General features: G+C 65.9%; 30 protein-coding genes. 9 read left to right on the forward strand and 21 right to left on the reverse strand.

The window, feature by feature from the left end:
- Nucleotides 1–2 precede the first annotated feature (2 nt).
- From ABIB35_RS05970 to fabF, 7 genes are all read left to right on the forward strand, one after another.
- A complete protein-coding gene (locus ABIB35_RS05970; protein WP_354179724.1) occupies nt 3–1,226 on the forward strand; it encodes a CaiB/BaiF CoA transferase family protein in 1,224 nt (407 codons plus the stop codon).
- Nucleotides 1,223–2,734 (forward strand): carboxyl transferase domain-containing protein, encoded by a 1,512-nt coding sequence (locus tag ABIB35_RS05975; protein ID WP_354179726.1) that lies wholly within the window; start codon nt 1,223–1,225, stop codon nt 2,732–2,734. The genes ABIB35_RS05970 and ABIB35_RS05975 overlap by 4 nt, the downstream gene beginning before the upstream one ends.
- Before the next feature lie 121 nt (nt 2,735–2,855).
- Nucleotides 2,856–4,049, forward strand: coding sequence for a PucR family transcriptional regulator (locus ABIB35_RS05980; RefSeq protein ID WP_354179886.1), 1,194 nt, complete (start codon nt 2,856–2,858; stop codon nt 4,047–4,049).
- A 108-nt stretch (nt 4,050–4,157) separates the two neighbouring features.
- Complete coding sequence (locus tag ABIB35_RS05985) at nt 4,158–5,126, forward strand: ACP S-malonyltransferase (protein ID WP_354179728.1); 969 nt, start codon at nt 4,158–4,160, stop codon at nt 5,124–5,126.
- Nucleotides 5,123–6,187 (forward strand): beta-ketoacyl-ACP synthase III, encoded by a 1,065-nt coding sequence (locus tag ABIB35_RS05990; protein WP_354179730.1) that lies wholly within the window; start codon nt 5,123–5,125, stop codon nt 6,185–6,187. Before ABIB35_RS05985 ends, ABIB35_RS05990 begins: the two co-directional genes overlap by 4 nt.
- Nucleotides 6,188–6,272: 85 nt before the next feature.
- Complete coding sequence (locus ABIB35_RS05995; protein WP_104053860.1) at nt 6,273–6,518, forward strand: acyl carrier protein; 246 nt, start codon at nt 6,273–6,275, stop codon at nt 6,516–6,518.
- 90 nt (nt 6,519–6,608) lie between these two features.
- Nucleotides 6,609–7,844, forward strand: coding sequence for a beta-ketoacyl-ACP synthase II (gene fabF, locus ABIB35_RS06000; RefSeq protein WP_354179731.1), 1,236 nt, complete (start codon nt 6,609–6,611; stop codon nt 7,842–7,844).
- Between the two features lie 106 nt (nt 7,845–7,950).
- Here the strand turns inward: fabF and ABIB35_RS06005 are convergent, their stop codons facing one another.
- The 6 genes from ABIB35_RS06005 to ABIB35_RS06030 all read right to left on the reverse strand — a co-directional run bounded on the left by ABIB35_RS06005 (nt 7,951) and on the right by ABIB35_RS06030 (nt 13,490).
- Nucleotides 7,951–8,454: a DUF3145 domain-containing protein gene (locus ABIB35_RS06005; protein WP_354179733.1), complete on the reverse strand. Its 504-nt coding sequence runs from the start codon at nt 8,452–8,454 to the stop codon at nt 7,951–7,953.
- A gap of 229 nt (nt 8,455–8,683) precedes the next feature.
- The gene (locus ABIB35_RS06010) at nt 8,684–9,631 is read right to left on the reverse strand and encodes a tyrosine recombinase XerC (protein ID WP_354179887.1); all 948 of its coding nucleotides are present in this window, start codon (nt 9,629–9,631) and stop codon (nt 8,684–8,686) included.
- A 97-nt stretch (nt 9,632–9,728) separates the two neighbouring features.
- Complete coding sequence (locus tag ABIB35_RS06015) at nt 9,729–10,250, reverse strand: methylated-DNA--[protein]-cysteine S-methyltransferase (RefSeq protein WP_354179735.1); 522 nt, start codon at nt 10,248–10,250, stop codon at nt 9,729–9,731.
- A gap of 125 nt (nt 10,251–10,375) precedes the next feature.
- Complete coding sequence (dprA, locus tag ABIB35_RS06020; protein WP_354179736.1) at nt 10,376–11,584, reverse strand: DNA-processing protein DprA; 1,209 nt, start codon at nt 11,582–11,584, stop codon at nt 10,376–10,378.
- Nucleotides 11,581–13,134 carry a YifB family Mg chelatase-like AAA ATPase gene (locus tag ABIB35_RS06025; RefSeq protein WP_354179737.1) on the reverse strand — a complete coding sequence of 518 codons (1,554 nt, stop codon included), beginning with the start codon at nt 13,132–13,134 and terminating at the stop codon, nt 11,581–11,583. Before ABIB35_RS06025 ends, dprA begins: the two co-directional genes overlap by 4 nt.
- Entirely contained in the window at nt 13,131–13,490 is a 360-nt protein-coding gene (locus ABIB35_RS06030) for a YraN family protein (RefSeq protein WP_354179739.1), read from the reverse strand. Before ABIB35_RS06030 ends, ABIB35_RS06025 begins: the two co-directional genes overlap by 4 nt.
- Nucleotides 13,491–14,161: 671 nt before the next feature.
- Here ABIB35_RS06030 and ABIB35_RS06035 point away from each other — a divergent pair.
- A complete protein-coding gene (locus tag ABIB35_RS06035) occupies nt 14,162–14,461 on the forward strand; it encodes an LPXTG cell wall anchor domain-containing protein (RefSeq protein ID WP_354179741.1) in 300 nt (99 codons plus the stop codon).
- Nucleotides 14,462–14,577: 116 nt separating this feature from the next.
- Here the strand turns inward: ABIB35_RS06035 and ABIB35_RS06040 are convergent, their stop codons facing one another.
- A complete protein-coding gene (locus ABIB35_RS06040) occupies nt 14,578–15,264 on the reverse strand; it encodes a 2'-5' RNA ligase family protein (protein WP_354179743.1) in 687 nt (228 codons plus the stop codon).
- Between the two features lie 56 nt (nt 15,265–15,320).
- On the opposite strand from ABIB35_RS06040, the gene ABIB35_RS06045 reads away from it, so the two are divergent.
- Nucleotides 15,321–15,929 (forward strand): GNAT family N-acetyltransferase, encoded by a 609-nt coding sequence (locus ABIB35_RS06045; protein WP_354179745.1) that lies wholly within the window; start codon nt 15,321–15,323, stop codon nt 15,927–15,929.
- Nucleotides 15,930–15,955: 26 nt separating this feature from the next.
- Here ABIB35_RS06045 and ABIB35_RS06050 read toward each other — a convergent pair whose 3' ends face one another.
- The 14 genes from ABIB35_RS06050 to ffh form a co-directional block, all read right to left on the reverse strand.
- On the reverse strand, nt 15,956–16,279 hold the full coding sequence (locus ABIB35_RS06050) for a DUF2469 domain-containing protein (protein WP_354179747.1): 324 nt from the start codon (nt 16,277–16,279) through the stop codon (nt 15,956–15,958).
- 7 nt (nt 16,280–16,286) lie between these two features.
- Nucleotides 16,287–17,045 carry a ribonuclease HII gene (rnhB, locus tag ABIB35_RS06055; protein WP_354179749.1) on the reverse strand — a complete coding sequence of 253 codons (759 nt, stop codon included), beginning with the start codon at nt 17,043–17,045 and terminating at the stop codon, nt 16,287–16,289.
- Nucleotides 17,042–17,860 (reverse strand): signal peptidase I, encoded by an 819-nt coding sequence (lepB, locus tag ABIB35_RS06060; RefSeq protein WP_354179751.1) that lies wholly within the window; start codon nt 17,858–17,860, stop codon nt 17,042–17,044. The genes rnhB and lepB (ABIB35_RS06060) overlap by 4 nt, the downstream gene beginning before the upstream one ends.
- Nucleotides 17,861–17,871: 11 nt before the next feature.
- Nucleotides 17,872–18,540 carry a signal peptidase I gene (lepB, locus tag ABIB35_RS06065; RefSeq protein WP_354179753.1) on the reverse strand — a complete coding sequence of 223 codons (669 nt, stop codon included), beginning with the start codon at nt 18,538–18,540 and terminating at the stop codon, nt 17,872–17,874.
- Nucleotides 18,541–18,599: 59 nt separating this feature from the next.
- Complete coding sequence (rplS, locus tag ABIB35_RS06070) at nt 18,600–18,959, reverse strand: 50S ribosomal protein L19 (protein ID WP_104053845.1); 360 nt, start codon at nt 18,957–18,959, stop codon at nt 18,600–18,602.
- A 219-nt stretch (nt 18,960–19,178) separates the two neighbouring features.
- Complete coding sequence (gene trmD / locus ABIB35_RS06075) at nt 19,179–19,985, reverse strand: tRNA (guanosine(37)-N1)-methyltransferase TrmD (protein WP_354179754.1); 807 nt, start codon at nt 19,983–19,985, stop codon at nt 19,179–19,181.
- Entirely contained in the window at nt 19,986–20,603 is a 618-nt protein-coding gene (gene rimM / locus ABIB35_RS06080; RefSeq protein WP_354179756.1) for a ribosome maturation factor RimM, read from the reverse strand. It abuts the gene before it with no gap.
- A 189-nt stretch (nt 20,604–20,792) separates the two neighbouring features.
- Nucleotides 20,793–21,035, reverse strand: a complete 243-nt coding sequence (locus tag ABIB35_RS06085; RefSeq protein WP_354179758.1) for an RNA-binding protein — start codon at nt 21,033–21,035, stop codon at nt 20,793–20,795.
- Nucleotide 21,036: 1 nt separating this feature from the next.
- Nucleotides 21,037–21,444, reverse strand: coding sequence for a 30S ribosomal protein S16 (gene rpsP / locus ABIB35_RS06090; protein WP_152217816.1), 408 nt, complete (start codon nt 21,442–21,444; stop codon nt 21,037–21,039).
- 668 nt (nt 21,445–22,112) lie between these two features.
- Complete coding sequence (locus tag ABIB35_RS06095; RefSeq protein ID WP_354179760.1) at nt 22,113–23,000, reverse strand: VOC family protein; 888 nt, start codon at nt 22,998–23,000, stop codon at nt 22,113–22,115.
- Nucleotides 23,001–23,089: 89 nt separating this feature from the next.
- Nucleotides 23,090–23,635: a GNAT family N-acetyltransferase gene (locus ABIB35_RS06100; RefSeq protein WP_354179762.1), complete on the reverse strand. Its 546-nt coding sequence runs from the start codon at nt 23,633–23,635 to the stop codon at nt 23,090–23,092.
- Complete coding sequence (locus tag ABIB35_RS06105; RefSeq protein WP_354179763.1) at nt 23,635–24,381, reverse strand: alpha/beta fold hydrolase; 747 nt, start codon at nt 24,379–24,381, stop codon at nt 23,635–23,637. Before ABIB35_RS06105 ends, ABIB35_RS06100 begins: the two co-directional genes overlap by 1 nt.
- Nucleotides 24,371–24,955, reverse strand: coding sequence for an NUDIX domain-containing protein (locus ABIB35_RS06110; RefSeq protein ID WP_354179765.1), 585 nt, complete (start codon nt 24,953–24,955; stop codon nt 24,371–24,373). Before ABIB35_RS06110 ends, ABIB35_RS06105 begins: the two co-directional genes overlap by 11 nt.
- A gap of 149 nt (nt 24,956–25,104) precedes the next feature.
- Nucleotides 25,105–26,688 carry a signal recognition particle protein gene (gene ffh, locus ABIB35_RS06115; protein ID WP_354179767.1) on the reverse strand — a complete coding sequence of 528 codons (1,584 nt, stop codon included), beginning with the start codon at nt 26,686–26,688 and terminating at the stop codon, nt 25,105–25,107.
- Nucleotides 26,689–26,701: the final 13 nt, after the last annotated feature.

The raw sequence follows: 26,701 nt of genomic DNA on the forward strand, positions 1-26,701 counted from the left end.
CCATGACCTCCACACCCACCGCCCGCGGCCCGCTGGACGGCTACCTTGTTGTAGACCTGAGCCGCGCCCTGGCCGGACCCCACGCCGGCATGATGCTCGCGGACCTCGGGGCCCGCGTGATCAAAGTCGAAACGCCGGGCACCGGCGATGACACCCGCAGCTGGGGACCGCCGTTTGTCGGCCCCGAGGATGACCAGCAGGCCACCTATTTTCTCTCCTGCAACCGGAACAAGGAATCGATCAGCCTGGACCTGAAGTCAGACGACGGCGTGGCCGTGCTCAGGGATCTGGTCCGGCGGGCCGATGTCCTGGTGGAGAACTTCCGCCCCGGAGTACTGGACCGGCTCGGCTTCTCCCCCGCACAGCTGCACGAACTCAATCCCCGGCTGGTGATCCTGTCCATCAGCGGCTTCGGTCATGACGGCCCCGAGGCCACCCGCAGCGGCTATGACCAGATTGTCCAGGGCGAGGCCGGACTCATGTCGCTGACCGGTTCCGGACCCGATGACCCGCAGCGCGTCGGCGTTCCCATCGCCGACCTGCTCTCGGGAATGTACGGCGCCTTCGGCCTGCTGGCTGCACTGCTTGAGCGCGAGCGCACCGGCAAGGGACAGGTGGTCCGCACCTCCCTGCTGGCCGCCGTCGTCGGTGTCCATGCCTTCCAGGGAACCCGGCACACCGTAGCCGGCGAAGTACCCGCCGCGCAGGGCAACCACCACCCCTCGATTGCTCCCTACGGACTGTTTTCCTGCCGGGGCGGCAAGGTCCAAATCAGTGTGGGCAGCGAAAAGCTCTGGGAGACGTTCGCGGCCACGTTTGGTATTGACACGTCCCGACCTGAATTTGCCGGCAACGCCCAGCGGGTGCGCAACCGCCCCGCGGTGATAGCAGCCGTCGAGGAAGCTTTTGCGGAGTTCGACGCCGAACCGCTCCTCGAGAAGCTGCGCGCCGCCGGCATCCCCGCCGGCAAGGTCCGCACGCTGGATGAGGTGTATGCCTGGGAACAGGTCCATTCGCAGGGCCTGGTGGTTGACGTGGAGCACCCTGTCCTGGGCAAAGTCGCCCTGCCGGGACCGCCGCTGCGTTTCTTCGACGCCGCAGAGGGAACCGAAACCACCAACCGCGGGCACAGGGCTCCGCCGCTGCTGAATCAGCACGGAAGTGAGATTCGGAACTGGCTGGACGGCAGCAGCGAACCGGCCCGGACCGAAGGATCCCCAGCGTGAGCGTGCAGGCACGGCCGCGCCGGCTCAACGCCCGCGGGCTGCTGGACCTGGTGGTTGATCCGGGGTCCTTCACCTCGTGGGACTCGCCGGTGGCCTACACCGAACACAGCGCCGCTTACGAGGCGGACCTCGCAGCCGCCCGCGAAAAAACGGGCGAAGATGAGTCCGTCCTGACCGGCGAAGGACTCGTCCGCGGCCGGCGCGTTGCCCTGGTGGTCTGTGAATTCGGTTTCCTCGGCGGATCCATTGGCGTGGCCGCGGCTGACCGCCTGACCGACGCCGTTGAACGCGCAACGCGGGAAGGTCTGCCTCTGCTGGCGGGACCCGCATCCGGCGGAACCAGGATGCAGGAGGGAACGCTGGCGTTCCTGTCCATGGTGAAGATCACCGCTGCCGTCCGCCGGCACAAGGAAGCCGGGCTGCCGTATCTGGTGTACCTGCGCCATCCCACCACCGGCGGCGTCATGGCCTCCTGGGGTTCGTTGGGACACATCACGGTTGCCGAACCGGGAGCACTCCTGGGCTTCCTCGGCCCCCGCGTTTACCAGGCCCTGTACGGCGAGCCGTTCCCCGAAGGAGTTCAGACCGCGGAGAACCTGCAGTCCCGGGGCCTGGTGGACGCAGTCCTTCCGCCGGAAGAACTTGCGGAAACAGTCCACCGAGCCCTGTCCATGCTGCTTCCCGACCCGCCCGGACCCGTTCCCGCACCGGCATCCCTGGGTACCTCCCCGGCTGCGGTGCCGGCCTGGGAATCCATCACCATTTCACGCAACCGGCAGCGGCCCGGCGTGCGCCAGCTGCTGCACTTCGCAGCAGCCGACGTTCTGCCGCTGAACGGAACCGGCCAGGGCGAAAAGGACCCGGGACTGCTGCTGGCCCTGGCACGGTTCGGCCAGAGCGCCTGCGTGGTGCTGGGACAGGATCGGCAGCGCGGGTCCGAGCAGCCCGCCCTGGGGCCGGCGTCGCTGCGTGAGGCACGGCGGGGCATGCGCCTGGCCGAAGAACTGAATCTTCCGCTGCTGACGGTCATCGACACGGCCGGGGCGGCCCTGTCCAAGGAAGCCGAGGAGGGCGGGCTGGCCGGGGAAATTGCCCGCTGCCTGAATGACCTCGTTGGCCTGGACTGTCCCACCGTTTCCGTTCTACTGGGACAGGGAGCCGGCGGTGGAGCCCTGGCCCTGCTGCCGGCGGACCGCACGGTGGCTGCCCAGCATGCGTGGCTTTCGTCTCTTCCGCCGGAGGGCGCCAGCGCCATTGTTTACCGGGATACCGAGCACGGAGCCCAGATGGCGCAGGAACAGGGAGTGACGGTCTCCGCGCTGACGGCCCACGGGATTGTGGACCACATTGTCCCCGAAGAGCCCGACGCCGCCGCCGAAGCCCCGGCTTTCTGCCGGAGGATGGGCAAGGCAGTGGAATACGAGCTCGCGGTGCTGAGGTCAGCACCGTCCGAGGAGCGGCTCAAGCAGCGCACGGCACGGTTCCGCAGACTCGGTTCGGCGGGGTGATCTCCGGGGGCGATCCCATACCTCCTCTTGTAGCCTTCGCACAAAATGGTGCTTGCTCTGCGAACCCCGTAAGCTCGCCTTTATGCCAGTGACTCGCAGCACAGCCGCGCCTCGACACGGGATGCGTGCCGATCCGGCGGATCCTTCCACGGTGGAGCGGCTCAAAGCCAACATCGGAAAGCTCTCCACCGCCACCTTGAAGCAGCTGGATCTCTCCCTCCCCTGGTATCGGGGACTGCGGCCCGACGAGCGTTCAGCCCTGGGCATGGTGGCGCAGAAGGGCATCGCCTCCTTTGTGAATTGGTATGAGCGTCCGGCCTCCCCGGCCTGGGTGCTCAGCGATGTTTTCGGCACCGCCCCCACCGAACTGACCCGGTCCATCAGCCTGCAGAAGGCGCTGCAGCTGATCCGCGTTGTGGTCCAAGTGGTGGAGGACCGCGTACCGGAACTTGCCGAGGACAACGTCCAGGCCCCCCTGCGCGAAGCAGTCCTGCGCTATTCCCGGGAGGTGGCCTTCGCGGCCGCAGATGTTTACGCGCGCGCCGCGGAGACCCGCGGCGCCTGGGATACACGGCTTGAAGCCCTTGTGGTGGACGCCATCCTGCGCGGCGAGAGTTCCGATGCTTTGCGCTCCCGGATCGCCGCCGTGGGCTGGACGTCCACCGCCCGGATCACCGTAATGGTGGGCAGCTCGCCGTCGGACACCAATGCCTCCTTCGTGAACGAACTGCGCCGCGCCACCGCACGGCTGAGCGAGGATGCGCTGGTGGGAATCCAGGGTGAACGGCTCATCCTGGTGCTGGGCGGGATGGAGGAAAGCACCGGCGCCTACGCCCGCCTTGCCGAGCTCTTCGGCCCGGGACCGGTGGTTTACGGGCCCTCGGCGGATTCCCTGGTCGATGCCGGCCCCTCGGCGCAGGCCGCGTTTGCGGGCCTGACCGCGGCCCGCGCCTGGCCCGCGGCACCCCGTCCGGTGGCGGCCGACGACCTGTGGCCCGAACGGGTCATGTCCGGGGACGACACCGCCCGCAAAGCCCTGGTCCGGAGCATTTACCGGCCGTTGCTGGGCGCTTCCAACGGCCTGGCCGAGACGCTGTCCGCGTACCTCTCCCTGGGGCATTCCCTGGAAGCCACCGCCCGTGAACTCTTTGTCCATGCCAACACCGTCCGCTACCGGCTGCGGCGGGTCTGCGACGTCACCGGATGGGACCCCATGCTGCCCCGTGAGGCCTTTGTCCTGCAGACCGCACTGGTGGTGGGCCGCCTCGCCCCACCAGGTAAAGCGGTCCCGGAACGCTCCGCGACCCGCTCCTGAGCGAGTTGCATCAGCCACACCGCCTTGTAGACTTCCTACAATGCCTCACCGGGAGCTTGGTCTACCCAAACACCCGGCATCTGACCGTCTCTTTGGAAAGCTTGATACGTGCTTGTTATTGTCTGCCCCGGCCAGGGGTCCCAAACGCCAGGTTTCCTTTCTCCGTGGCTGGAACTGCCCGGCGTCCGGGAACACCTCGAATCTCTCAGCGCCATTGCCGGACTGGACCTGATAGCCCACGGCACGGTCTCTGACGAAGAAACCATCAAGGACACAGCAGTGGCCCAGCCGCTGATTGTTGCTGCCGGGCTGATGGCGGCACGGCTGCTGGTTGACGCGCAGGCACTCACCGCCTCCACCGTTGTGGCAGGACACTCAGTGGGCGAGATTACGGCTTCGGCCCTCGCCGGCGCCCTGACTGAAGCTGATGCCCTGATCTTTGTCCGCGAACGCGCCAATGCCATGGCCCGCGCCGCAGCGCAGACGCCCACCGGAATGAGTGCCGTGTTGGGCGGGGATCCGGAGGAAGTGGCCGCTGCGCTGGCAGCCGCCGGGCTTACCGCGGCCAACGCCAACGGCGGCGGCCAGACCGTGGCCGCGGGAACGCTGGAACAGCTGGCTGCCTTTGCCGCAGCGCCGCCCGCCAAGGCACGCGTGATTGCGCTGAAGGTCGCCGGTGCTTTCCACACCGCCCACATGGCACCCGCCGTCAGCGTGCTGGAAGACCTCCGCCCGCAGCTGCGCCCGGCCGCCCCGCGGCCCACGCTGCTGTCAAACTACGACGGCGCCGCCGTCGTCTCCGGCGAAGCGAACCTGGACAGCCTGATCAGCCAGGTGTCCCGCCCCGTGCGCTGGGACCTCTGCATGGAGTCCATGGCCGCCATGGGCGTCACCGGAATGCTGGAGCTGCCCCCGGCGGGCACGCTGACCGGCCTGGCACGCCGCGGACTCAAGGGCCTGCCCACCCTGGCCCTGAAATCCCCCGAAGACCTCGACGCCGCGCGGGAGTTCATCGCTGAACATTCCCCCGCGTCCGCCGCAGCAGCAGTAACCACCACCGGAGAAGGTAACGCGTGAGCACGCCCGTCCTGAAGCAGTCCCCCGTCCACCAGTTCAGCCGGATTCACGGCATTGGTGCGTTCCGCCCCGAGGTCATTGTGAGCAACGAAGATGTCTGCCAGTGGATTGATTCCTCCGATGAATGGATCCGCCAGCGGACCGGAATCATCACCCGGCACCGGGCTGACAAGGGAACATCCGTTGTGGACATGGCCGAAGCCGCCGGCCGCGATGCCCTGCAGAGTGCCGGCATTGACGGTTCCCAGCTGGGTGCCGTGATTGTCTCCACAGTGACGCACCCCTTCGCGACCCCGTCAGCTGCAGCCGAGATTGCGCACCTGCTCGGTGCCGCTCCCGCCCCGGCCTATGACGTATCAGCGGCCTGCGCCGGCTACTGCTACGGAATCGCCCAGGCGGATGCCCTGGTGCGTTCCGGAGCAGCAGACTATGTGCTGGTCATCGGCGTGGAGAAGCTTTCCGACTTCATCGACAACACCGAGCGCACCATTTCCTTCCTGCTCGGCGACGGTGCCGGCGCCGTCGTCGTCGGCCCCTCCGATTCCGCGGGAATCGGACCCTCCGTCTGGGGGTCCGACGGCAGCAAGTCCACCACCATCGGCATGACGCACTCCATGCTGGACATCCGCGACCTGTCTCTGGCTGCCGAAGCCGAGGACACCGCCGTGGGCGTGGCCGAGGTTGCTGAACGCGACACCAAGCTGTGGCCCACGCTGCGCCAGGACGGCCAGAGTGTCTTCCGCTGGGCCGTCTGGGAAATGGCGAAGGTTGCCCAGCGTGCGCTGGACGCGGCCGGCGTTACCGCCGATGATCTCGGGGCCTTTGTCCCGCACCAGGCCAACATGCGCATCATCGATGAAATGGCCAAGCAGCTGAAGCTGCCTGAGTCAGTGATCATCGCCCGGGATATCGCCGACGCCGGAAACACGTCCGCGGCCTCGATTCCGCTGGCAACACACCGGCTGCTGCAGGAAAACCCGGAGCTCAGCGGCAAGCTTTCCCTTCAGATCGGCTTCGGCGCAGGCCTGGTCTTCGGCGCGCAGGTTATCGTACTTCCGTAACCCGGCCGCCCCCCATAACCACACCGCTCTGCGGTTGGACCACCCACGCCGGCTCCTGCCGGCATCACGAGAAAAAGGAGCCAACATGGCTAGCAACGAAGAAATCCTGGCCGGCCTCGCCGAGATCGTCAACGAGGAAACCGGTCTGGCCCCCGAGTCCGTCGAGCTGGACAAGTCCTTCACCGATGATCTGGACATCGACTCCATCTCGATGATGACGATCGTCGTCAATGCAGAAGAGAAGTTCGGCGTGCGCATCCCGGACGAAGAGGTCAAGAACCTGAAGACCGTCGGCGACGCCGTGGACTTCATTTCCAAAGCCCAGGCGTAATCCGCCGGCGGCCGCTGCCTTCTGAGGCGGCGGCCGCCGCGTCAGCGCATTGCCTCTAAGTACCACCAACGTCTTTCGAGAGAGTGAATCATGGCCCGCAAAGTAGTCATCACCGGCCTGGGCGCCACCACGCCCATTGGCGGGGATGTTCCCACCATGTGGAAGAACGCCCTCAAGGGCGTCTCCGGCGTCCGCACGCTCGAGGACGAATGGGTTTCCAAATACAGCCTTCCCGTAACCTTCGCCGCCCGTGTTTCCACTCCGGCCACCGAAATCCTGTCCCGCGTTGAAGCCAAGCGTATGGACCCCTCCACCCAGTTCGCCGTAGTGGCAGCCCGCGAAGCCTGGGCCGACTCCGGCATCGAAGAGGTGGACCACGACCGCCTGGCCGTTTCCTTCGCCACCGGTATCGGCGGAGTCTGGACCCTGCTCGATGCCTGGGACACCCTGCGCGAAAAGGGACCCCGCCGGGTCCTTCCCATGACTGTTCCCATGCTGATGCCCAACGGCCCCGCCGCCGCCGTCAGCCTGGACCTGGGTGCCCGCGCCGGCGCCCACACCCCCGTTTCCGCCTGCGCTTCGGGCACCGAAGCCATGCACCAGGGACTGGAGCTGATCCGCTCCGGAAAGGCCGACGTCGTTGTGGTCGGCGGCGCTGAAGCAGCCATCCACCCGATGCCGATGGCAGCCTTCGCTTCAATGCAGGCCCTGTCCAAGCGCAACGATGACCCCGAACGAGCCTCGCGCCCCTATGACAAAGACCGCGACGGCTTTGTTATGGGTGAAGGTGCCGGTGCACTGGTGCTGGAAGCCGAAGAGCACGCGCTGGCCCGCGGCGCCCGCATTTACGCTGAGCTGGCCGGAACGGCCGTCACCGCTGACGCTTACCACATCACGGCCCCCGATCCCGAGGGGCTGGGCGCCACCCGCGCACTCAAGGCTGCCCTGTACGATGCGCGTGCGCAGGCCGAGGACGTGGTGCATGTTAACGCACACGCCACCTCCACCCCGGTTGGTGACCCGCCCGAGTATGCCGCTTTGAAGGCCGCGCTGGGCGCGCATGTGGACAACGTTGCCGTATCGGCAACCAAGTCCCAGACCGGTCACCTGCTGGGCGCGTCCGGTGCCGTGGAAGCCGTGATGGCTGCCCTGGCCGTGTTTGACCGCCAGGCCCCGGCCACCATCAATCTGGACAACCAGGATCCGGAAATCCCGCTCGACGTCGTGACGTCCGCCCGAGCCCTGCCCGGCGGCGACATCGTGGTGCTCAGCAACTCGTTCGGTTTCGGCGGGCACAACGCCGTCGTCGCGCTGCGCAGCTACTAAAGCCCTGCTCAGCCCCGGCATATAAAAGGCCGCAGCGGATTCCTTGAAGGAATCCGCTGCGGCCTTTTAGTATTCAGCGGTTGGAGGCCCAGCGCCGAATCCTCAGCTAGCCGACCTGATGCAGCCAGCGGACATTGGCCCCGTCCGCTGCATGCCGGAAGGGTTCCAGTTCGTCGTCCCATGCCTCGCCCAGGGCAAGTGAAAGCTCGTGATAGACGGCGGAAGGGTCCCCGGCACCGTTTTCATAGGCGTACCGGATCCGGTCCTCAGAGACCATGATGTTGCCGTGCACGTCAGTAGGCGCGTGGAAGATACCCAGCTCAGGGGTGTGGCACCAGCGGCTGCCGTCGGCTCCGGCGCTCTGATCTTCGGTGACTTCGTACCGCAGGTGGGCCCATCCCCGCAGTGCTGAGGCCAGAAGTGAGCCCGTGCCCTGCGGCCCGGTCCACTCCAGTTCAGTTCGCAGCATTCCCGGTGCAGCCGGCTGAGGGGTCCACTTTAGATCCGTTCGCTTTTCCACGACGGATCCAATGGCCCACTCAATATGCGGGCACAACGCAGACGGGGCGGAGTGTATGAACAACACGCCGTGGGCCATCACAACAGACATTCCATCCTCCATAGCTGTAGGTACGTCTTCCCCAACGACCTTCAACCTGTGTGAAATGTTCCTGCTGCTTATCTGACCCCAGTACGAACTGCGCTTAATTTTCTCTGCGGATGTCTTCCAATTTCTGTGAGACCTTCATCCGGTACGGACTTAGCCTTATTGTGCCGCAAGTTTTCCAATTGCGCCAATAAACCGGTGTACGCCAATAATGTGCTCTCGATTCCGGGCATCAGGCCCGCGGATGGGCCTGCTGGTAGCTGGCACGGAGCCGGTCCACTGACACATGGGTATAGAGCTGAGTGGTTGCGAGGGAGGAATGGCCCAGGATTTCCTGTACGGCTCGGAGGTCCGCTCCGCCGTCGAGCAGATGAGTGGCTGCTGAATGCCGCAGCGCATGGGGACCCGTTGCCCCGGTGTCGCCCAGCGCCTCAAAGAGCCGGGCCACCACAGACCGGACCTGCCGCGGGTCCACCCGCCGGCCGCGCTGGCCCAGGAACAGTGCCGGTCCGCTGTCAGCGGTAGCGAGAGCGGGGCGGCCGCGCCGCAGCCAGTCATCAATGGCCGCGGCCGCGGGCTGGCCGTAGGGCACGGTCCGCTCCTTGTTCCCCTTGCCGATCACGGTCAGCGTTCGGCGGTCCTGGTTCAGATCGTCTATGTCCAGCCCGGTGAGCTCACCCACGCGGACACCTGTGGCGTAGAGAAGTTCCACCACTGCCCGGTCCCGGATAGCCATAGGCCCGCCTTCAACCGCCGCTGCGGCGAGCACCTCAAAGAGCTCTCCCACCTGTCCCGCCCGCAGCACCGCCGGCAGAGTCCGTTCCCGCTTCGGTGCCCGCAGCCGGAGTGCGGGGTCCGCGGCGATGAGTTCCTCACGCAGCGCCCAGCCGGTAAAGCTGCGGGCTGTGGCCGCCCGCCGCGCCAGCGTTGATCTGGCCAGGCCGGCTGCGCTGAGCTCACCCAGCCAGCCGCGCAGGATTCCCAGGTCCAGTCCGCTCAGCGTGTTCACTCCCCCGGCCAGTGCATAGTCCAGCAACTGGGCAATGTCACCCTCATAGGCGCGCACCGTGTGCTGGGACCTTCCCCGTTCGCTGCTCAGGTAGCGGCTGAAGCCCCGCAGGGCACGGCTGAATTCACCGGGCCAGGAGGTGACAGCGGCGCTGCCGCCTCCGCCCTCCACCGCAGGCGAAGCCCCGGCCAACTTGTCGGTCCGTCCCGGGGGCTTATCACTGGTGGGTTGTTGCACTCCTTTACTGTCCTCGCATCTGCGCCCGTCCTCAAGCAGGCACACCGGCGGCCCCGGCACACTGAACACGCAGGGCCGCTGTGGAATCCGATCTCTCATGCTCCAGCAGGAACCGTTTGGAGTCGATCCCGGCGGAATAGCCGGTCAGCGAGCCACGGGATCCAACCACGCGGTGCGTGGGAATGATGATGTTCAGCGGATTGCGGGAAAGGGCCGCCCCCACGCTCCGTGCCTTTGCCGCGTCCCCCAACCGGATCGCCAGCTCCTTGTAACTGCAGGTCTGGCCGTAGGGAATCGCGGATACTTCTGCCCAGACACGGTGTTGGAATTCTGTTCCTTTGGTGTCCATCTCCAGGTCAAAGCAGCAGCGGTGTCCGGCAAAATACTGGTCGAGTTGGAACTCAACCTCTTCAAACCCGTCCTGCACGATTCGTCCCAGTCCGTGATCCGTTGCCGGGTCCGGCACTCCGGGAAAGAAGGCATGAAGCATTCCCTCGTCGGAGGCAAGCGTGAAGATGCCCAGTGGTGTTACAACACTCTTGTGGATTCGCACGGCTATTCCTTACTTGTTGCGATGGAAATGCGGTCTGTGGTGAGGCAGGCGAACTAGGGATATTGCGGGGCGGACGCTCTTCCAGTGCGGAGGACTCCGGCCTCCGGCTGTCCGGCGGCGGGAGATCATCTGCTGCTCCTCCGCCATTTGTCCGGCCCGTCCCGAATAGCAAGGTCCTCAAGCTCCAGTCGTGCCAGCCCGGCCCGCACGGAGGGCACCGAAAGCCCGGCTACGGACGCAAGCTTTTCAACCGGCGAGCCGCTGCGCAGCGGCAGGGCGTCAAGCAGCAGCATGTCCTCGATCGTCAGCCCGTCATGAGCGGCCCGCGGCTCGTCACCGGCTTTGTCCGCCGGTTCTACGTTTGAGCCGACTGGGCTGCCCAACTCAACAATTTCAGCTGCATCAGTCACGCAGACGGCGCTGCCATCCCGCAGCAGGCGGTGACAGCCCGCCGAGTTGGCCGAGTATACGGAACCCGGAACGGCCCCAACCTCCCGTCCCAGTACTGCGGCGTGATGAGCAGTGTTCAAGGCCCCGGAACGCCATCGTGCTTCAACCACAACAGTCACGGCGCTGAGAGCTGCGATGATGCGGTTTCGCTGCAGAAACCTCCACCGGGTGGGTGAGGAGCCGGGCGGAACTTCCGAGAGCAGCAGGCCGCGGCGGGCAACTTCACGCAGAAGGTCCTCGTTGCCTGCCGGGTAGTAGCGGTCGATGCCTCCGGCCATCACGGCGATGGTGGGAATCCGATCCGGTCCCCCGGTTGCCAGGGCGGCACGGTGGGCCTGGGCATCTATGCCGTAGGCACCACCGGAGACCACAGTCCATCCCCGCGTTACCAGCCCGGCCGCAATATCGCCGGCCACTGAGGCCCCATAGCCTGTGCTGTCTCGTGAGCCGACCACGGCTGCGGTCCGATGCAGGGCAGGGATGCCACGGCTGAGGTTGCCTCTTGCCCACAGACATAGCGGCATTCCCAGCTCCAGCGCGTGCAGTGCCTCGGGCCAGCGGGGATCCTCGGGAATCAGCAGTTCCCCGCCGGCGCGCGCAAGCATGGCGAGGTCACGGTCAGGGGCCAGATCCTGGACTCTGGGAGCCCAGCGTTCCAGAGCGGCGGGCAGGCTGTTGCCCTGGGCGGGAATGCCGGCGGACGCCAACACCTCCGACACTTCGCGGGCGAGCTGACCGCCGGCGGCAACAGCTCCGGTAGCCACCCGAAGCGCATCAACTGGTCCGGCGGCCGCCACGAGCGCCAGCGCCACGTTGTCCGAAGGCTCGAATACCCGGGAGAGGGCGGCACGCGCGCGGAGCAGCTCTGTCCGATGGCCGCTCATGCCGCCTCCCCGTGCTGCCGGAAGCCCAATGCCTGCCCCACATCGTCGGCGTCGGGTGTTGCATGGCCAAAGAGATCGGCAACGCTCCATGCAACCCGAAGCACTCTGTCATAGCCCCGCGCCGTCAACGTCTGCCGGTCCATTGCGCGGTCCAGGGCCGTGGTGGCGTGGGATGACGGCCGCAGCGGTCCCCGGAGGAGGTTTCCTGCCACCTCGGCATTGGTTTCATATCCCCAGGTCCTCAATCGCTGATGCTGGACACTGCGGGCCTCCGCGACCCGGGCGGCAATGGCGGCACTGTGCTCGGCAGAGCCGTCCCCCGCCAATTCGCGCAGAGACACCCGCTGGACCGGCAATTGCAGATCCACCCGGTCCAGCAGGGGACCCGACAACCGGCTGAAGTACCGCCGCCGCTGCTGCGGCGTGCAGGTGCAATCAATCCCCTTCCCCGAAGCCAGTCCACAGGGGCACGGGTTGGCAGCCATCACCAGCTGGAACCGCGCCGGATAGGAGGCCGTTCCGGCAGCGCGGTGCAAGTCCACTTTCCCGCTCTCCAGCGGCTGGCGCAGTGCATCCAGGACGCGCCGGTCGTACTCCGGGGCCTCGTCGAGGAAGAGTACGCCGCGATGGGCACGGGAGGCCGCTCCCGGACGGGCAATGCCCGAGCCGCCGCCGATGATGGCAGCCGAAGAGGCGGTGTGGTGGGGGCTCTCAAAGGGGGGACGCCGCAGCAGCTGGCAGCAGGTGCGGCCACCCCAAACAAGCGAGTGGATAGCAGTCACTTCCATGGCGTGTGTGTCAGAGAGGTTTGGGAGCAGACCGGGAAGCCGCTCCGCCAGCATCGTCTTTCCTGCACCGGGAGGCCCAGTCATCAGGAGGTGATGGGCGCCTGCAGCTGCCACTTCCACGGCAAACCTCGCCTCGGATTGCCCCGCAATATCGGCCATGTCACGCACCGGCACCGGCACTGCGGATCCCTCATCAGCAGCAGCTGCATCCGTTTCCTCGCCCGGAACCTGCGGAGGAAAAATCAGCCGCTCGGGATCTGCCCCGAGAAAGGCCGCCACCTCTGCCAGGGATCCAAACCCGTTCACCTCGGCTCCGGGAACCAGCGCCGCTTCAGCTGCGTTGGCTTCCGCCACCGTGATTTGGGGGTACCCGGCCTCCACCGCGGCCATGACGGCCGGCAGGATTCCGCGCACCGGCCGCAGCCGGCCGTCAAGGCCTAACTCCGCGATGAACACGCGGCGGCCGCTGCACTTTATATCTCCCGAAGCCGCCAGGGCGGCCATCACGATGGCCAGGTCGAATCCTGAACCGCGCTTATGAACATCTGCCGGCATCAGGTTCACGGTAATCCTCCGACGGCTCAGTGGAAGACCGGTGTTCTTAGCCGCCGAGCGGACCCGATCCTTTGCCTCGTTCAAGGAGGCATCCGGCAGCCCCAAGAGGACAAATGAGGGCAGCGACTGGCCGATATCCGCTTCAACCTCCACCATCCGGCCGTCCAGCCCAATGAGCCCCACGCCGTAGGTTCGTCCGAGCGTCACAGCGTGACCTCCCGCAGATGCTCGATAACCGGAGAGCCTGCCCCATCATCAACCACGGAAACGGCATCCACCCGAAAAGAGGTGTAGTGCCGGCCCTGGGCACGCCTCCATCTGCTGGCCAATAGATAGAGTCTGGCGAGTTTTACCGGCGTAATCGCCTCGAGGGGATGACCGTAGTCCAGGGAAGAGCGCGTCTTGACCTCTACGATGACCAGCGTTCCGTGCTCGATTCCGACGAGGTCTATCTCGCCGTCGGCGCACCGCCAATTGCGATCGATAATGTCGATTCCAGCGGCCGCCAGATAGCTGGCTGCAAGTTCCTCACCGCGCTGCCCCAGGGTGTCCTTAGCTCTCATGTGCCCACCCTGCATGGTCCGGCGGACGGCTGCAGCGCATATTGCTTCAGCTGTGGATGACGCCGTCCGCTCCGACGCCGGAGGCGGATTGGGGAGGAAATGCGCTGCCCACAAGTATTGCCCTGATCTTGACGCCATCTTGTGTGCACGCTGAGGAAGCTCGGACACGATGATTCGGCCCCCCGCAAACAACCACATTCCAACCGTTTATTGAAGGAACCATGAACAACGCCATTAAAAGTACGGCCGCGACAGCAGCCACCGCCTTGGCCATTGGGGGCTTCTCATTGGCCGGCATTCAGCCGGCCGTTGCGACCGGTGAAGGAACAGCTCCTGTCGTGTCTCAGGAAGTGGGTGCGTACGTCTATCTGAAGGTAGACCCCGCGAAGCCTGCAGCTTGGGAAAACTCCGGGCCGCAACGCCTCCTGATAACAGAGAAAGGTACGGACTGGTTTGAGGATCTCATCAGCCTGCTGCCGGCGGATTTCTGCGGACCGGGATGGGCTATTCAGCAAGACAAATTGGATATCACCGGGGATTTCACTTGGCCCGAAACAATTGTTTATCCCGACAGTTTCACACCTAACGCCACCCTGACTGCCAACAGGCATGACGACCTTGAGGTCTACGGTCAGGTCCCGGACTGCGAACCGAAACCCGAAGGGCCTCCGGTGCCCGCACCGGAACCCACCCCCACGCCGGACCCCAAGCCGACGCCGGAACCAACACCGGAACCCACCCCCACGCCGGACCCCAAGCCGACGCCCGAACCAACACCGGAACCCACCGTTCCGGCCGAGGACCCCACGGTGCCGCCAACACCGCCGGCAAGCGACGCAGCCCCGAGGCTTCCCGAGACCGGGGCAAATTCCGCAGCGGCCACGCTGGCCGGAGCAGGAGTCCTGGTTGCCGGCCTTGGCATGACCGTCCTGATCCGCAATCGCCGCCGTACTGAAGCGACTGAGAACTGACCACTCAGTTGTAGGCAGCTGCGAAGCGCAGCAGCCCAATAGCTGCACGCAGATGACGTGGTGAGGACCCGGTGCCCAGCACCGGGGCCTCACCCGATTCAAGGTCTGCAACGTCCTCACCCGGCCTCCGAATAAACCACCGGCATGGATTCCAGCCGCACCGCGGCCGGACGAATCATGCCCTCGTCCGGCCCCGGGCCGTACAGCACGCCGTGCCCGGAACCACCGTGCTGTGGTGCCGGCAGGTTCCCGGTAAATCCACGGGCCAGGGTGATGTGGGGGCGGAGCCGGGAGGCGAACATGAAGTTGGGATCCGCGGTGGTGAAAGCACCTGCATCCGCGATCCCGCAGCTGTGCAGGAAGCTCTCAAGCGCCGCGTACACCCGCTCATGGGACTGCATCAGGGCCGACGATGGGAAATACTCCACAACCAGGGTCCGTCCGTGCCGGCCAAACCGGGACAGGACAGCAGGCTCCAGAAGGACGGGCTCCCTGGGCATCGCCGCCTCGGTCTGCGCGATGTAAGCAGCGAGACAGTCTTCATACCGGTCCCAGGACACATCCGCCACCGCCGAAACCGCTGAGTAAACGTCCCTGACCTTGCCGAAATGGATCAGCGTCAGATGGAGCTGCCGGGCGGGGATCCAGCGCGGACGTCCGCCGTCGTTCACCTCCGGAAGCACCGCCAGCGCCTGCTGCAGCGCCACCACAACCTCCAGCGATCCGGCGTCCGGCCGCAACTGCGCATACAGGCGGCGGTTGCCGGATAAGTACCCGGCCAGCGGCGAGTCGGGAAGTGCCATTGGAGCAGTCTAGGAGAAGTGAGCTGTGCCTGCGACCCCTGCACTAGGGTGGACCCATGCCCTTCCACATTCCGGTCCTGTCCGACCGTAACCTCACACTGCGGCCCCACCGGGAGACCGACGTGGACCCGGTCCTCCGCCGTTCCGTTGATCCGGTGACACAGCGCTGGACCACCGTTCCCCTGCAGTACACGCGGAAAATGGCGGTGGAGTACGTGGCGGCAATCTCGGTGCCGCAGGACATCGAAATTTCCTGGGCGTTGGACCTCGACGGCGGCTATGCCGGCTCCCTGGATCTGCGGTTCCAGGGCGCCAACTCAGGGAACCTGGGGTTCGTCACCGCCCCGGAGTACCGGGCACAGGGCCTCATGTCGCGGGCAGTGGCGCTGGCTGTGGCCCATGCTTTGGATGATCTGGGCTGGGACGTAGTCACCTGGTCTGCCAATACGGGCAATGTCGGCAGCTACAAGACGGTGTGGCGCAACGGGTTTCCGCCGCCGATCGCCGTTCCCCATTTCCTGCCGCACCGCGGCAGGATGGTGGAAGGCTGGGTGTCCAGCCTTGCTGCCGGAGATCCCCGGACGCCCACGGGAAGCTGGACGCAGTGGAACGACGTCGCCGCGCGGCTGCCGTCGCCGTCGTCGTCCATCTCTCTCCAGCCGTAGTCCCGGAGCTCAGCCTAGATCCTGCGCTAGCCCAGCTCGTCGGCCTTGGGAATGGTCAGGTCGTCGTTGGGCGTGAGTTCCTCCACGTTCACGTCCTTGAACGTGATGACCCGGACGCTTTTCACGAACCGGGCAGAACGGTAGACGTCCCAGACCCAGGCATCCTGCAGGGTCAGGTCAAAGTAGATCTCGCCGTCCGCTGACCGTGCCTGCAGGTCCACGTGGTTGGCCAGGTAGAACCGGCGTTCGGTCTCCACCACATAGCTGAAGAGTCCCACCACGTCCCGGTACTCACGGTAGAGCTGAAGCTCCATGTCCGTTTCATAGTTCTCAAGGTCTTCGGCGCTCATATTTCCATCATCCCCCCACGACGCTCCCACGGTCCCGGGCATCCGCTTCCGAACGTGATCCCAACTGCCAGGACATCCGATGCAGGGGCGTGGGCCCGTGCTCGTCAATCGCCAGCCGATGGGACGCCGTAGCGTATCCCTTATTCACTTCCCAGCCGTACTGAGGATGTGTCACAGCGTAGTCCACCATCATGGTGTCCCGCTCCACCTTCGCGAGCACGCTGGCAGCGGCCACGCTCAGGCAGGTCATGTCCGCCTTGATCTTGGTGTGCACGGGAGCCTGGCAGCCGCCGTCGTCGTGGTTCCCCGGAAGATCAAAAAGGCTCGTCTGGCGCGCGGGCGAAAGCCAGTTGTAGTTGCCGTCCAGGAGAACGACGTCGGGGGTCAGGTCCGCGCGGATCTGGTCCCAGGCGCGGGTGCCGGCCAGCCGCAGTGCACCCATGATGCCGTTCAGGTCAATTTCCGCGGCGCTGGCATGGCCCACGCCCCAGCCCCGGGCCCACTTCTTGATCAGCGGCACAAGTGTCTCCCGGTCGCTCTGCGAAAGCAGCTTGCTGTCCCGCACGCCCTTAAGCGAACGGGCGGTCGCCAGGTCTACCGCCACCAGGCCAACACTGACCGGACCGGCCAGGGCGCCGCGGCCCACTTCGTCGCATCCGGCCAGCACCTTGTAGCCAACGGCGGCGAAGGAGCGCTCGTGCCGCAGCGTGGGGGCTTTGCTTCCGGCCCCGGTTTTGGGGCGCGGCCGGACGGGGGCCGCCGTCACTGGGAGCCGGCCGGCAGGGAGCTGGAGGGGTCCGGAATGTTTTCGAAGACTTCGGGGTAGCTGCCGATGAAGCCCGCACGGTTCAGCGGCCACGCGGTCACCGCGGCTTTGCCCTCGATGTCCTCAACGTCGACAAAGCCGCCACCGGCATCCTGGAGGTGCTCGCGGGAATCAGCAGAGGCATTGCGGTGGTCGCCCATGACCCAGACCTTGCCTTCGGGAACCACCACGTCAAACGGAATGTCCGACGGCGATGCGCCGGGGTAGATGTACGGCTCATTCAGCGGTTCGCCGTTGACCGTGATCCGGCCGTCGGCATCGCAGCAGACCACACGGTCCCCCTCGGTGCCGATGACGCGCTTGACCAGATGCTGCTCCGAGGTGTCAGGAACCAGCCCCACAAAGATGAGCGCGTCGCGGATCCATGCGCCGGGACCTTCCGTGGAGGGAGGCAGCTCGGGCAGCCAGCCCTTGGTGTCCTTGAACACCACCACGTCCCCGCGGTTCAGGTCGAACGGTTCCGGAACCAGAAGATTCACGAAGATCCGGTCATTGATTTCCAGGGTTTCCTCCATGGACCCCGAAGGAATGTAGAACGCCCGGAACAGAAAGGTCTTGATCAGGAAGGACAGGACCAGCGCAATGACGATGATGGTGGCCACTTCACGCAGCCAACCACCGAAACCCCGGTGCTTGTCGCGGTTTTTTTCCTTGCCCTTCCGGGTCGGTCCTGCTGCCCGGGGACGCGCTGAATGCGCTCCGTGAACGTTGGGTCCGGCGCTGTGGCTGGGCTCGTCCGGGACGTTCTGAGCCATGTGCTGTCCTCTTATTTCGCCGTGTTCCACTCGGCTCCTAACTCTAGCCGCTCAATATCCGAACTGCGCTCCAGCGGCCACAAGATGGCCGTCGCTCGTCCGATGACGCGTTCCTGGGAGATGAGGCCGCCGCCCGGCGCACCCAACAGTGACCGGGAGTCGGCTGACTGGGAGCGGTGGTCCCCCAGCAGCCACAGCCTTCCCTCGGGAACTATGACGTCAAAGTTCTGCTCGCTTGGAGCGTCCAAGGGATAAACGTATGGCTCGTCCACCGGAGTTCCATTGACGCTCAGCCGCGGCTCCTGCGCCGTGCAGCAGGTAATCCGGTCCCCGGGCAGCCCGATCACCCGCTTCACGTAAACCGTGTCGCTTCCCATCAGGCCCGCCCAGCGGGCCAGGGACTTCGCCGCTGCCACAGGGGCAGCGTCGCCACTGTTCAGCGGAGCGAGGGACCCCCGGCCGTCAAAGACCACCACGTCTCCGCGCTGAATTTCGCCCGACCGGTATTCGGTGCGGGAGACCACCACCCGGTCGCCCGGTTCCAGCAGCGGCTGCATGGATTCGGACGGAATGTAATAGACGTCCACAACAAAGGCCCGGACCAGGGCCACCAGCACAACGGCTGCTGCGAGGGCGCAGAGCACAAAACGCCAGCCCACAATTGTGGACCGGCGTCTCATGTGCTTCCCGGGAGAGTCCGAAGGTTTCCCGGAAGCGGATGCTGCGTGGATCAAGAAAGTTACTTGGCGGGACGTGCGTCGCGCTTTTCCTTGATCTTGGCTGCCTTGCCGCGCAGGTCGCGCATGTAGTACAGCTTGGCGCGGCGGACGTCACCCTTGGAGACGACCTCAATCTTATCGAGAACCGGGGAGTGCACCGGGAAGGTACGCTCCACGCCGACGCCGAAGGAGACCTTGCGGACCGTGAAGGTCTCGCGCAGGCCGTCGCCCTGGCGCTTCATGACGAAGCCCTGGAAAACCTGAACACGGGTGTTCTTGCCTTCGATGATGTTTACGTGAACCTTGACCGTGTCACCGGCGCGGAACTCGGGGATGTCTGAACGCAGCGAGGCTGCATCAACAGAATCTAGGATGTGCATTGTTTATCACTCCTGGTGAACGCCACAGGTCATCCACTTTGGTAACGGCAGGCAAGGATGCGGCCACGAAGGGCTGCACAGATGCTGCCGAAGCTATAGACCGGCAAAGCCGAGGATTGGCTGCCGGTGTGCACTCTGTTGGCCGCGCTCCCCCTGTGGCAGGTGCGGACCCAGATGACACAGTTATCTATTCTGCCATACCCGGACAAACGCCACCAATCACGGGCGGGGCAGGATCCGGTCCTTGGTTACTTCGTATCCCAGCGCTTCCAGTGCGGACCGGTCAGCCTTGCTCAGCTGCGCCGCATCAAACTTCTCCAGCAGGTCCGGCCGGCGGGCTGCGGTGCGCTGCAGCTGCTGCTCGCGGCGCCACTGGGCGATCTTGCCGTGGTTGCCGCTGAGCAGGATCTGAGGAACGTCCCGGTCGCGCCAGGACGAGGGCTTGGTATAGACGGGGTATTCCAACAGCCCGTCGGAGTGCGATTCCTCCACCAGCGATTCGGGATTGCCGACGACGCCGGGCACCAGGCGGCCGATGGCCTCCACCATGGCGAGCACGGCTACCTCTCCCCCGTTGAGCACATAGTCGCCCAGGCTCACCGGACGCACATCGAAACGCTCGCCGGCCCATTCCAGGACGCGCTCGTCGATGCCCTCATACCGCCCGCAGGCGAACACGAGGTGTTTCTCTTCAGCCAGTTCGTAGGCCATCGCCTGGGTGAACACGGCACCGGCGGGCGAGGGAACAATCAGCACCGGGCGGGCCCCGCCGTCGTGCGTTGTGCCGCCGTCGGTTCCTGCGTCCGCGACGGATCCCAGGGCCTGCGCCCACGGCTCAGCCTTCATCACCATGCCGGCGCCGCCGCCGTAGGGGGTGTCGTCCACAGTGCGGTGCCGGTCCGTGGTGAAGTCCCGCAGGTCATGCACGAACAGGTCCAGCAGGCCGTCCTGCCGCGCCTTGCCGATCAGGGACAGATCCAGTGCTGCCAGGTACTCGGGGAAAATGCTGACTACATCGATGCGCACTTAACGGCCGGCCTCGTCCTGAGCGTCCTTGTCCTTGCCGCCGTTTTCCTGCTGGGCCGACGTATCCTGCTTCTCCGGCTTGTCCTGCTTCTCCGGCTTGTCCTCGGGAAGGTTCAGTTCAAACAGGCCTTCCGGCGGGGTGAGGAGCACATAGCCGCCCTCGATGCTGACCTCCGGCACAATGGCTTCCACAAAGGGAACCAGCACCTCGCGGCCTTCAATGTCGTCCACCACCAGCAGGTCCTGGACGGTTAGGGTGCGCAGGCCGCTGACGGTGCCCACGACGTCGTCGCCGATCTTGGCTTTCAGGCCCACCAGCTCGTGCTCGTACCAGCCCTCGTCGTCGTCCTCCTCATCCAGCTCATCGGTGTCTACGGAGAGCATGGCTCCGCGCAGTTCCTCGGCGCCGTTGCGGTCCACTACTTCATCGAAGCCGAGCAACAGGATGTCCTTGTTCCAGCGGGCGCTGATCACCGTAAGCGGGCCTTTGGACGCGGGCTCGACGGTGAGCTCGGTCCCGGGCACAAAGCGGTCTTCGGGGGCGTCGGTCAGGACCTGGACGGTTACTTCGCCGCGGATGCCGTGCGGCTTGCCGATGCGTGCCACCTGTAACTGCATGGGGGAATCTCCTTGTATTGGTGCGGCAGGGTGCTGCAACCGGGGTTGGGCCGGTGAGGGCCCGGAAAACACATCAGGCCCCTCCACCATTATCTGGTGCAGGGGCCGGATGCCGTGAACTGCGTTCAACTGGTACTGCTATGAAAAGTGCTGTGAACCACCAATGCAGTCCGGCCGTGCCGCGGATTATCAGCGGCGGCGGTCGGTATCCACTACATCGACGCGAACCGGTTCTCCGTTCGCCAGGGCGGCGATCACAGTGCGCAATGCACGTGCGGTCCGTCCCTGACGTCCGATGACGCGGCCCAGATCATCCTGATGAACTCGCACCTCGAGGGTTTCCCCGCGGCGGTTGCTCTTGGCGGAAACCTTGACGTCCTGCGGACTGTCAACGATTCCGCGGACGAGATGCTCCAGCGCTTCGGCCAGCAAGTTACTCAGCCTCAGCCTCTGCGGAAGCCTCGGGAGCCTCGTCCTTCTTGGCCTTCGGGGTGATGGCCTCGGGAACGATCACGGACTTCTTTTCGGGAGCCACGAAAGCTTCCTTGGGAGCCTTGACCTGAAGGGTGCCCTCCTGGCCTTCGATGTTCTTGAACTTCTGCCAGTCACCGGTGATCTTCAGCAGAACTGCGACCTGCTCGGTGGGCTGGGCGCCCACGCCGAGCCAGTACTGGGCGCGGTCCGACTTGATGTCGATGTACGACGGGTTCTCGGTCGGACGGTACAGTCCGATTTCCTCGATGGCACGGCCATCGCGCTTGGCACGGGAATCCATGACAACAACGCGGTAGTGTGCTGAGAACTTCTTGCCGAGGCGCTTAAGGCGAATCTTTACGGCCACTTTTGTGGTCACTCCTGATCTGAAATGGGGCGAACCCGTACTTCTGCTCCCGTGGGGCGGGCCATAACGTTGGGGTTCAAAAAGGACAAGATGCATGCGCGGAGAGAGGGGCCACGCAGATCGAGTACCTGACCATTGTGCCAGATGAGTCCATATTTGGCGACTCGGGCGCCGGACGCGTCTGTGTCCACTGCTGCAGGCGGATCGAGTGTCGGGAAAAGGCCGTTTACCCTCGTCGAGTGTCGCGTTAATGCCCTTCCCGGCGGCGCTTTCCCGCTTCATCGCGGCACTCGACGGGGTGAGGCCGCACGAGCGCGGCACTCGACTGGGCGGCGCAGCCCCTCTTCACCCCCGTGCCCTAACAAGCGAACGGAATCGTCAGGCGGATCGAGTGTCGGAAAAAGGCCGTTTACCCTCGTCGAGTGTCGCGTTAATGCCCTTCCCGGCGACGCTTTCCCGCATCATCGCGACACTCGACGGGGTGAAGCGGCATGAGCGCGACACTCGACGGGGTGAAGCGGCATGAGCGCGACACTCGACTGCGCCGGGCAGGACGGGAGGGGCGGGGGACGACGACGGCGGGCGGGGGACGACGACGGGGCCGGGCCGGACGGGCGGGGCGGGGGACGACGACGACGGGGCCGGGCCGGGACCGGAAACCGGCCAGGCTAGCCGACGGCCACGCGCAGCCGGTTGCGCCAGGGATCCTCGAACCGCAGTTCCGCCCCCGTGTGATGACTGGAAATACCGGCGACCTTGAGCCGGTCAGCCAGCCCGACGACGTCGTCGGCCGTCGGCACGCTGATGAGCACCTCACCCAGGCCCAAAGTGTCGTGGCGGGGGCCGGCACCGCGGCTGTTCCACACATTCATGGCCATGTGGTGGTGGTAGCCGCCGGCGGAGACAAAGAGCGCCTGGCCATGGAACCCTGCCGTGCGTTCAAACCCCAGGGTGTCCACGTAGAAAGCGGCCGCCCTGCCGGTGTCCCCCACCTGCAGGTGCACGTGGCCGACGCCGGCGCCGGCTGTGCGCAAACCGTCGAGCGCAGCCTCGGTCAGGTGTTCGCGGAAGTAGGCCTGCGGCGACAGGGCGAGCGAGGCCATCCGCACTTCGCGCCCGGAATCGGTCTCGTCCCAGTCCCAGGTCTCCCGGGGCTTGTCGTAGTACAGCTCGATGCCGTTACCTTCGGGGTCGGTGAAATAGAATGCCTCGCTGACCAGGTGGTCTGCGGATCCCACAAAGGCGGTGGGGTCAAACTGCGCGGCGGTGGCGACGGTAGCGGCCAGATCGGCCTGAGTCTCGAAGAGGATTGCGGTGTGGAACAGCCCCGCTTCGCCCCGGGACGCCACCTTCAGTCCCGGCGCCGGTGCCAGATGCACCACGGGGACTGTGCCGCGGCCCAGGTACTGGCCACCGTCGGCTTCGGCGACAATTTCCAGCCCCAGCGCCCCGCGGTAATAGGCGGAGACCTTGGCCATATCGCCGACCTTGAGCATCACGGTGCCCATGGACAGATCAGCCGGCAGAAGGTCGATGGGATTTACTTGAAGGTTCATGCAATGAGTTTAGTTGAAGCTTCATCTAAATTCAAGACGCCAACGGTACGCCGACGGCGGGTGCTGAGTCCGGCGCCGCGTTCAGCTAGCTAGGTCCGAAGCAGCTCGCAGCGCATGGCAACCCGCTCCCCCAGCGCGTCCAGCCCGAGCTGCCGTTCGTGGTCCCGCAGGGCACCCAGTTCGCCTCCGGGCGCGGGAACCACCTCGAACCCGCAGCTCCGATAGAACGGAGCGTTGAACGGAACCTCGGCAAAGGTGCACAGCGTCATGGACCGGTAGCCCTGCGCCGCAGCCCAGTCCAGCGCTGATTTCAGCAGCACCCGGCCCAGCCCTTTTCCTGCAGCGGCGGGATGAACGGAGAGCTGCTCCAGATGGGCCGAACCGTCCACTTCCTCGATGCGGGCAAATCCCACCGGTGGCTCTCCCGCCACCAGGATGTGCCGGGCCGCGGCCAGCTCAGCCTTGGTGGCCGGAAGCGGGAGCGGAAGGTGGTCATCTCCCGCTCCCGCACCCGCTCCCGCACCCCGGACTCCGGGCATCCCGGCCAGCAGGGTGTCGGAGGCAGCCTCCAGATCAGGCAGCAGGACCAGATCCTCCGCTCCGGCTTCCCGGACGGCGGGCACCGCGCGGGGCATCAGATGCTACCCGGCTCGGTCCTGCGGGCACGGGCGAGGAACTCCCGGATGGCCTTGCGGCCGGCGCCGGTGTCCTGCGGTCGGTGGTTCCCGCCCACCTGGCTGTGCTCGGCGCCGGTGGACACCAGGAATTCCGCGACCTCCTCGTACAACGGTTCCCATCCGCCGGTGAGCACCAGGGTGGGCACTCCGGGCACGATCTCCAGCGGCGCGTCCCAGGGCGGGGTCTGCAGCCGCAGCCGCGCGGCCGACCGCCTGGCGGCTTCATCGGCCGGGGCGGTATGGCCCGGCCGGGCGGCCCGGCCTGCGGCGGCCGCGTCGACGGTGAAGACCCGGCGGACAAATTCGCGCTCGTACTCCTCGTCCGTCAGCTGCGGTGCCATGTCAAACAACGGCTGCAGAAGTTCACGGTGGGCGGCGGTGGCCGGCAGGTCGCGGGTCAGGGAGAAGACCGCCGGCTCGCACAGGATCAGGGAATACACACGGCCCGGGTCCCGCAGTGCCGCCAGCATCGCCGGAACCGCTCCCGCCGAATGGGCCACCAGATGCCCGCCGTCGCCGAGGGCCTCCCGGATGATCGCGATATCGGCCTCGAGGTCCGGCGCCTGCGGTTCCTCGACGGCGTCGAATCCGTGGCGCTTGATAAACAGACAGTCATAATCCAGGGCCAGTCCGTGCTGCCGCGGCCAGGCGGCTGCGCCGAAGCTTCCGGCACCGTGTACAAACACCACTCGTTCAGCGGGCAAAACGGGACTCCTGACGTCCTAGAATTCGGGTGAAACCGTCCACCGGCGGCATCATCCGACGGGACGGCGGGGTGAGAACCTGTTCGCCCCGGGCCAGTTTGCCGTCGACCAGTTCCGTCACGGTTCCCAGTTCCAGGGCTTCCACCGCGGCAGCCAGCAGGCCGGCCGTCGCAGCACCGAAGACCTCCGTGCCCTCGCCCAGGGCAACAAAGCGGGCCTCGCGCTCACCTCCGGCCCCGCTGAAGGCTGTCACCGATGTGACCAGAGTGCCGCCGTCGAACACAAAAGCGATGGAGTCACCCTGCCCGCCGCCCTGCCGGTCCCCGCCCTGAACGTAGTCCAGGACCAGCACGCGCCCGACGTCGAACCCGGCTCCCAGCGCCTCGCCCGCCCCGCGCCGCGCAGCCGAGCGGGGGTCTTCCCCGCCCTTCACCACGCCGCCGGGAAGCTCCCAGCCGCCGGCGCCGGAGCGCATCATCAGAATCCGCCCATCCGCGGTGCGGATCAGTGCGAAGGCAGCGGTGCTGCGCTTGAACACCGACCCGTAAAAGCCGTTCAGTCCCTGTGCTGCCACCCTTGGCCTCTCCCCTGCTGCCGGACTTGCCCAATGTGCCGCGTCAAACCGATGCTCTAAGCACCGCCGTCGGGCCCGGCAGCCAGCATACGCCGGGCCTTAAACACGCACCGCCGGACTTTTGGTCCGGCGGTGCGCAACATGGAGCCTTACTTGCCCAGGAACTTCTCGAACCCCTTGGGAAGGTTCAGCGATGACGGATCAAAGTCTGCGTCCTGGCCGCCAAAGGCACTGCCGGTGGGGAGCGCCTTGCGGGCTCCGGCCCGGCGCGCCTCCGCCTCGGCACGCTCCTGGGCCGCCTTGGCCGGGTTGCCCGACTTGGCCTTCTTCTTGCCCTTGGCTGCCTGCTGCTTCTTCCGCGAACCGCCAAAACCACCGGGGCCGGCCATGCCGGGCATGCCCGGGATGCCGCCGCCGGAAGCCATCTTCTTCATCATCTTCTGGGCCTGCACAAAGCGTTCCAGCAGGCCGTTGACCTCGGAGACATGCACGCCGGAACCGCGGGCGATGCGGGCGCGGCGGGAGCCGTTGATGATCTTCGGAGCTACACGCTCGTGCGGGGTCATGGAACGGACAATGGCTTCGACGCGGTCAATTTCGCGCTCGTCAAAGTTCTCCAGCTGCTCACGCATGCCGGCGGCGCCGGGCATCATCATGAGCATCTTCTTCATGGAGCCCATCTTGCGCAGCTGCTGCATCTGGGCCAGGAAATCATCCAGGGTGAAATCTTCCTGGTCGGCGAACTTCTTCGCCATCCGGGAGGCTTCGTCCTTGTCCCAGTTCTGCTCGGCCTGCTCAATGAGCGTCAGGACGTCGCCGAGGTCCAGGATGCGGCTGGCCATGCGGTCCGGGTGGAAGACCTCAAAGTCGGTCAGGGCCTCACCCGTGGAGGCAAACATGATGGGCTTGCCGGTCACGGACGCCACGGAGAGTGCGGCGCCGCCGCGGGCGTCGCCGTCGAGCTTGGTCAGGACAACACCGGTGAAGTTGACGCCCTCGTTGAAGGCCTGGGCCGTGTTGACGGCGTCCTGGCCGATCATGGCGTCGATGACAAAGAGGACTTCGTCCGGGTTGATGGCGGCGCGGATGTCCGCGGCCTGCTGCATCAGTTCGGCGTCCACGCCCAGGCGGCCGGCGGTGTCCACAATGACGACGTCGTACAGCTTGGCGCGGGCTTCCTCGATGCCCTGGCGGGCGACGGCGACCGGATCACCGGTGGCTGCCTCGAACTCGGAGGAGACGCCGGGATGCGGTGCGTAGACCGGAACGCCGGCGCGTTCGCCGTTGACCTGCAGCTGCTTGACGGCGTTGGGGCGCTGGAGGTCCGCGGCGACCAGCAGCGGGCTGTGACCCTGGGACTTCAGGTGCTTAGAGAGCTTGCCGGCCAGGGTGGTCTTACCGGCACCCTGCAGGCCCGCGAGCATGATGACCGTGGGCGGGTTCTTAGCCAGGCGCAGACGGCGGGTTTCGCCGCCGAGGATGCCAACGAGTTCCTCGTTGACGATCTTGACGATCTGCTGGCCCGGGTTCAGTGCCTGGGACACCTCCAGGCCGAGCGCGCGCTCCTTGACGGAGGCGGTGAAGGCGCGGACCACGGGCACTGCGACGTCGGCATCCAGCAGTGCACGCCGGATCTCGCGGACAGTGGCGTCAACGTCAGCTTCGGTGAGTCGGCCCTTGCCGCGGAGGTTCTTGAAGGTTGTAGTCAACCGGTCAGACAGTGAATTGAACACGTGCCGCGCACTT

Origin of the sequence: Arthrobacter sp. UYP6 (assembly GCF_040547315.1) — a bacterium.
In the GTDB taxonomy this organism is placed as follows: domain Bacteria; phylum Actinomycetota; class Actinomycetes; order Actinomycetales; family Micrococcaceae; genus Arthrobacter_B.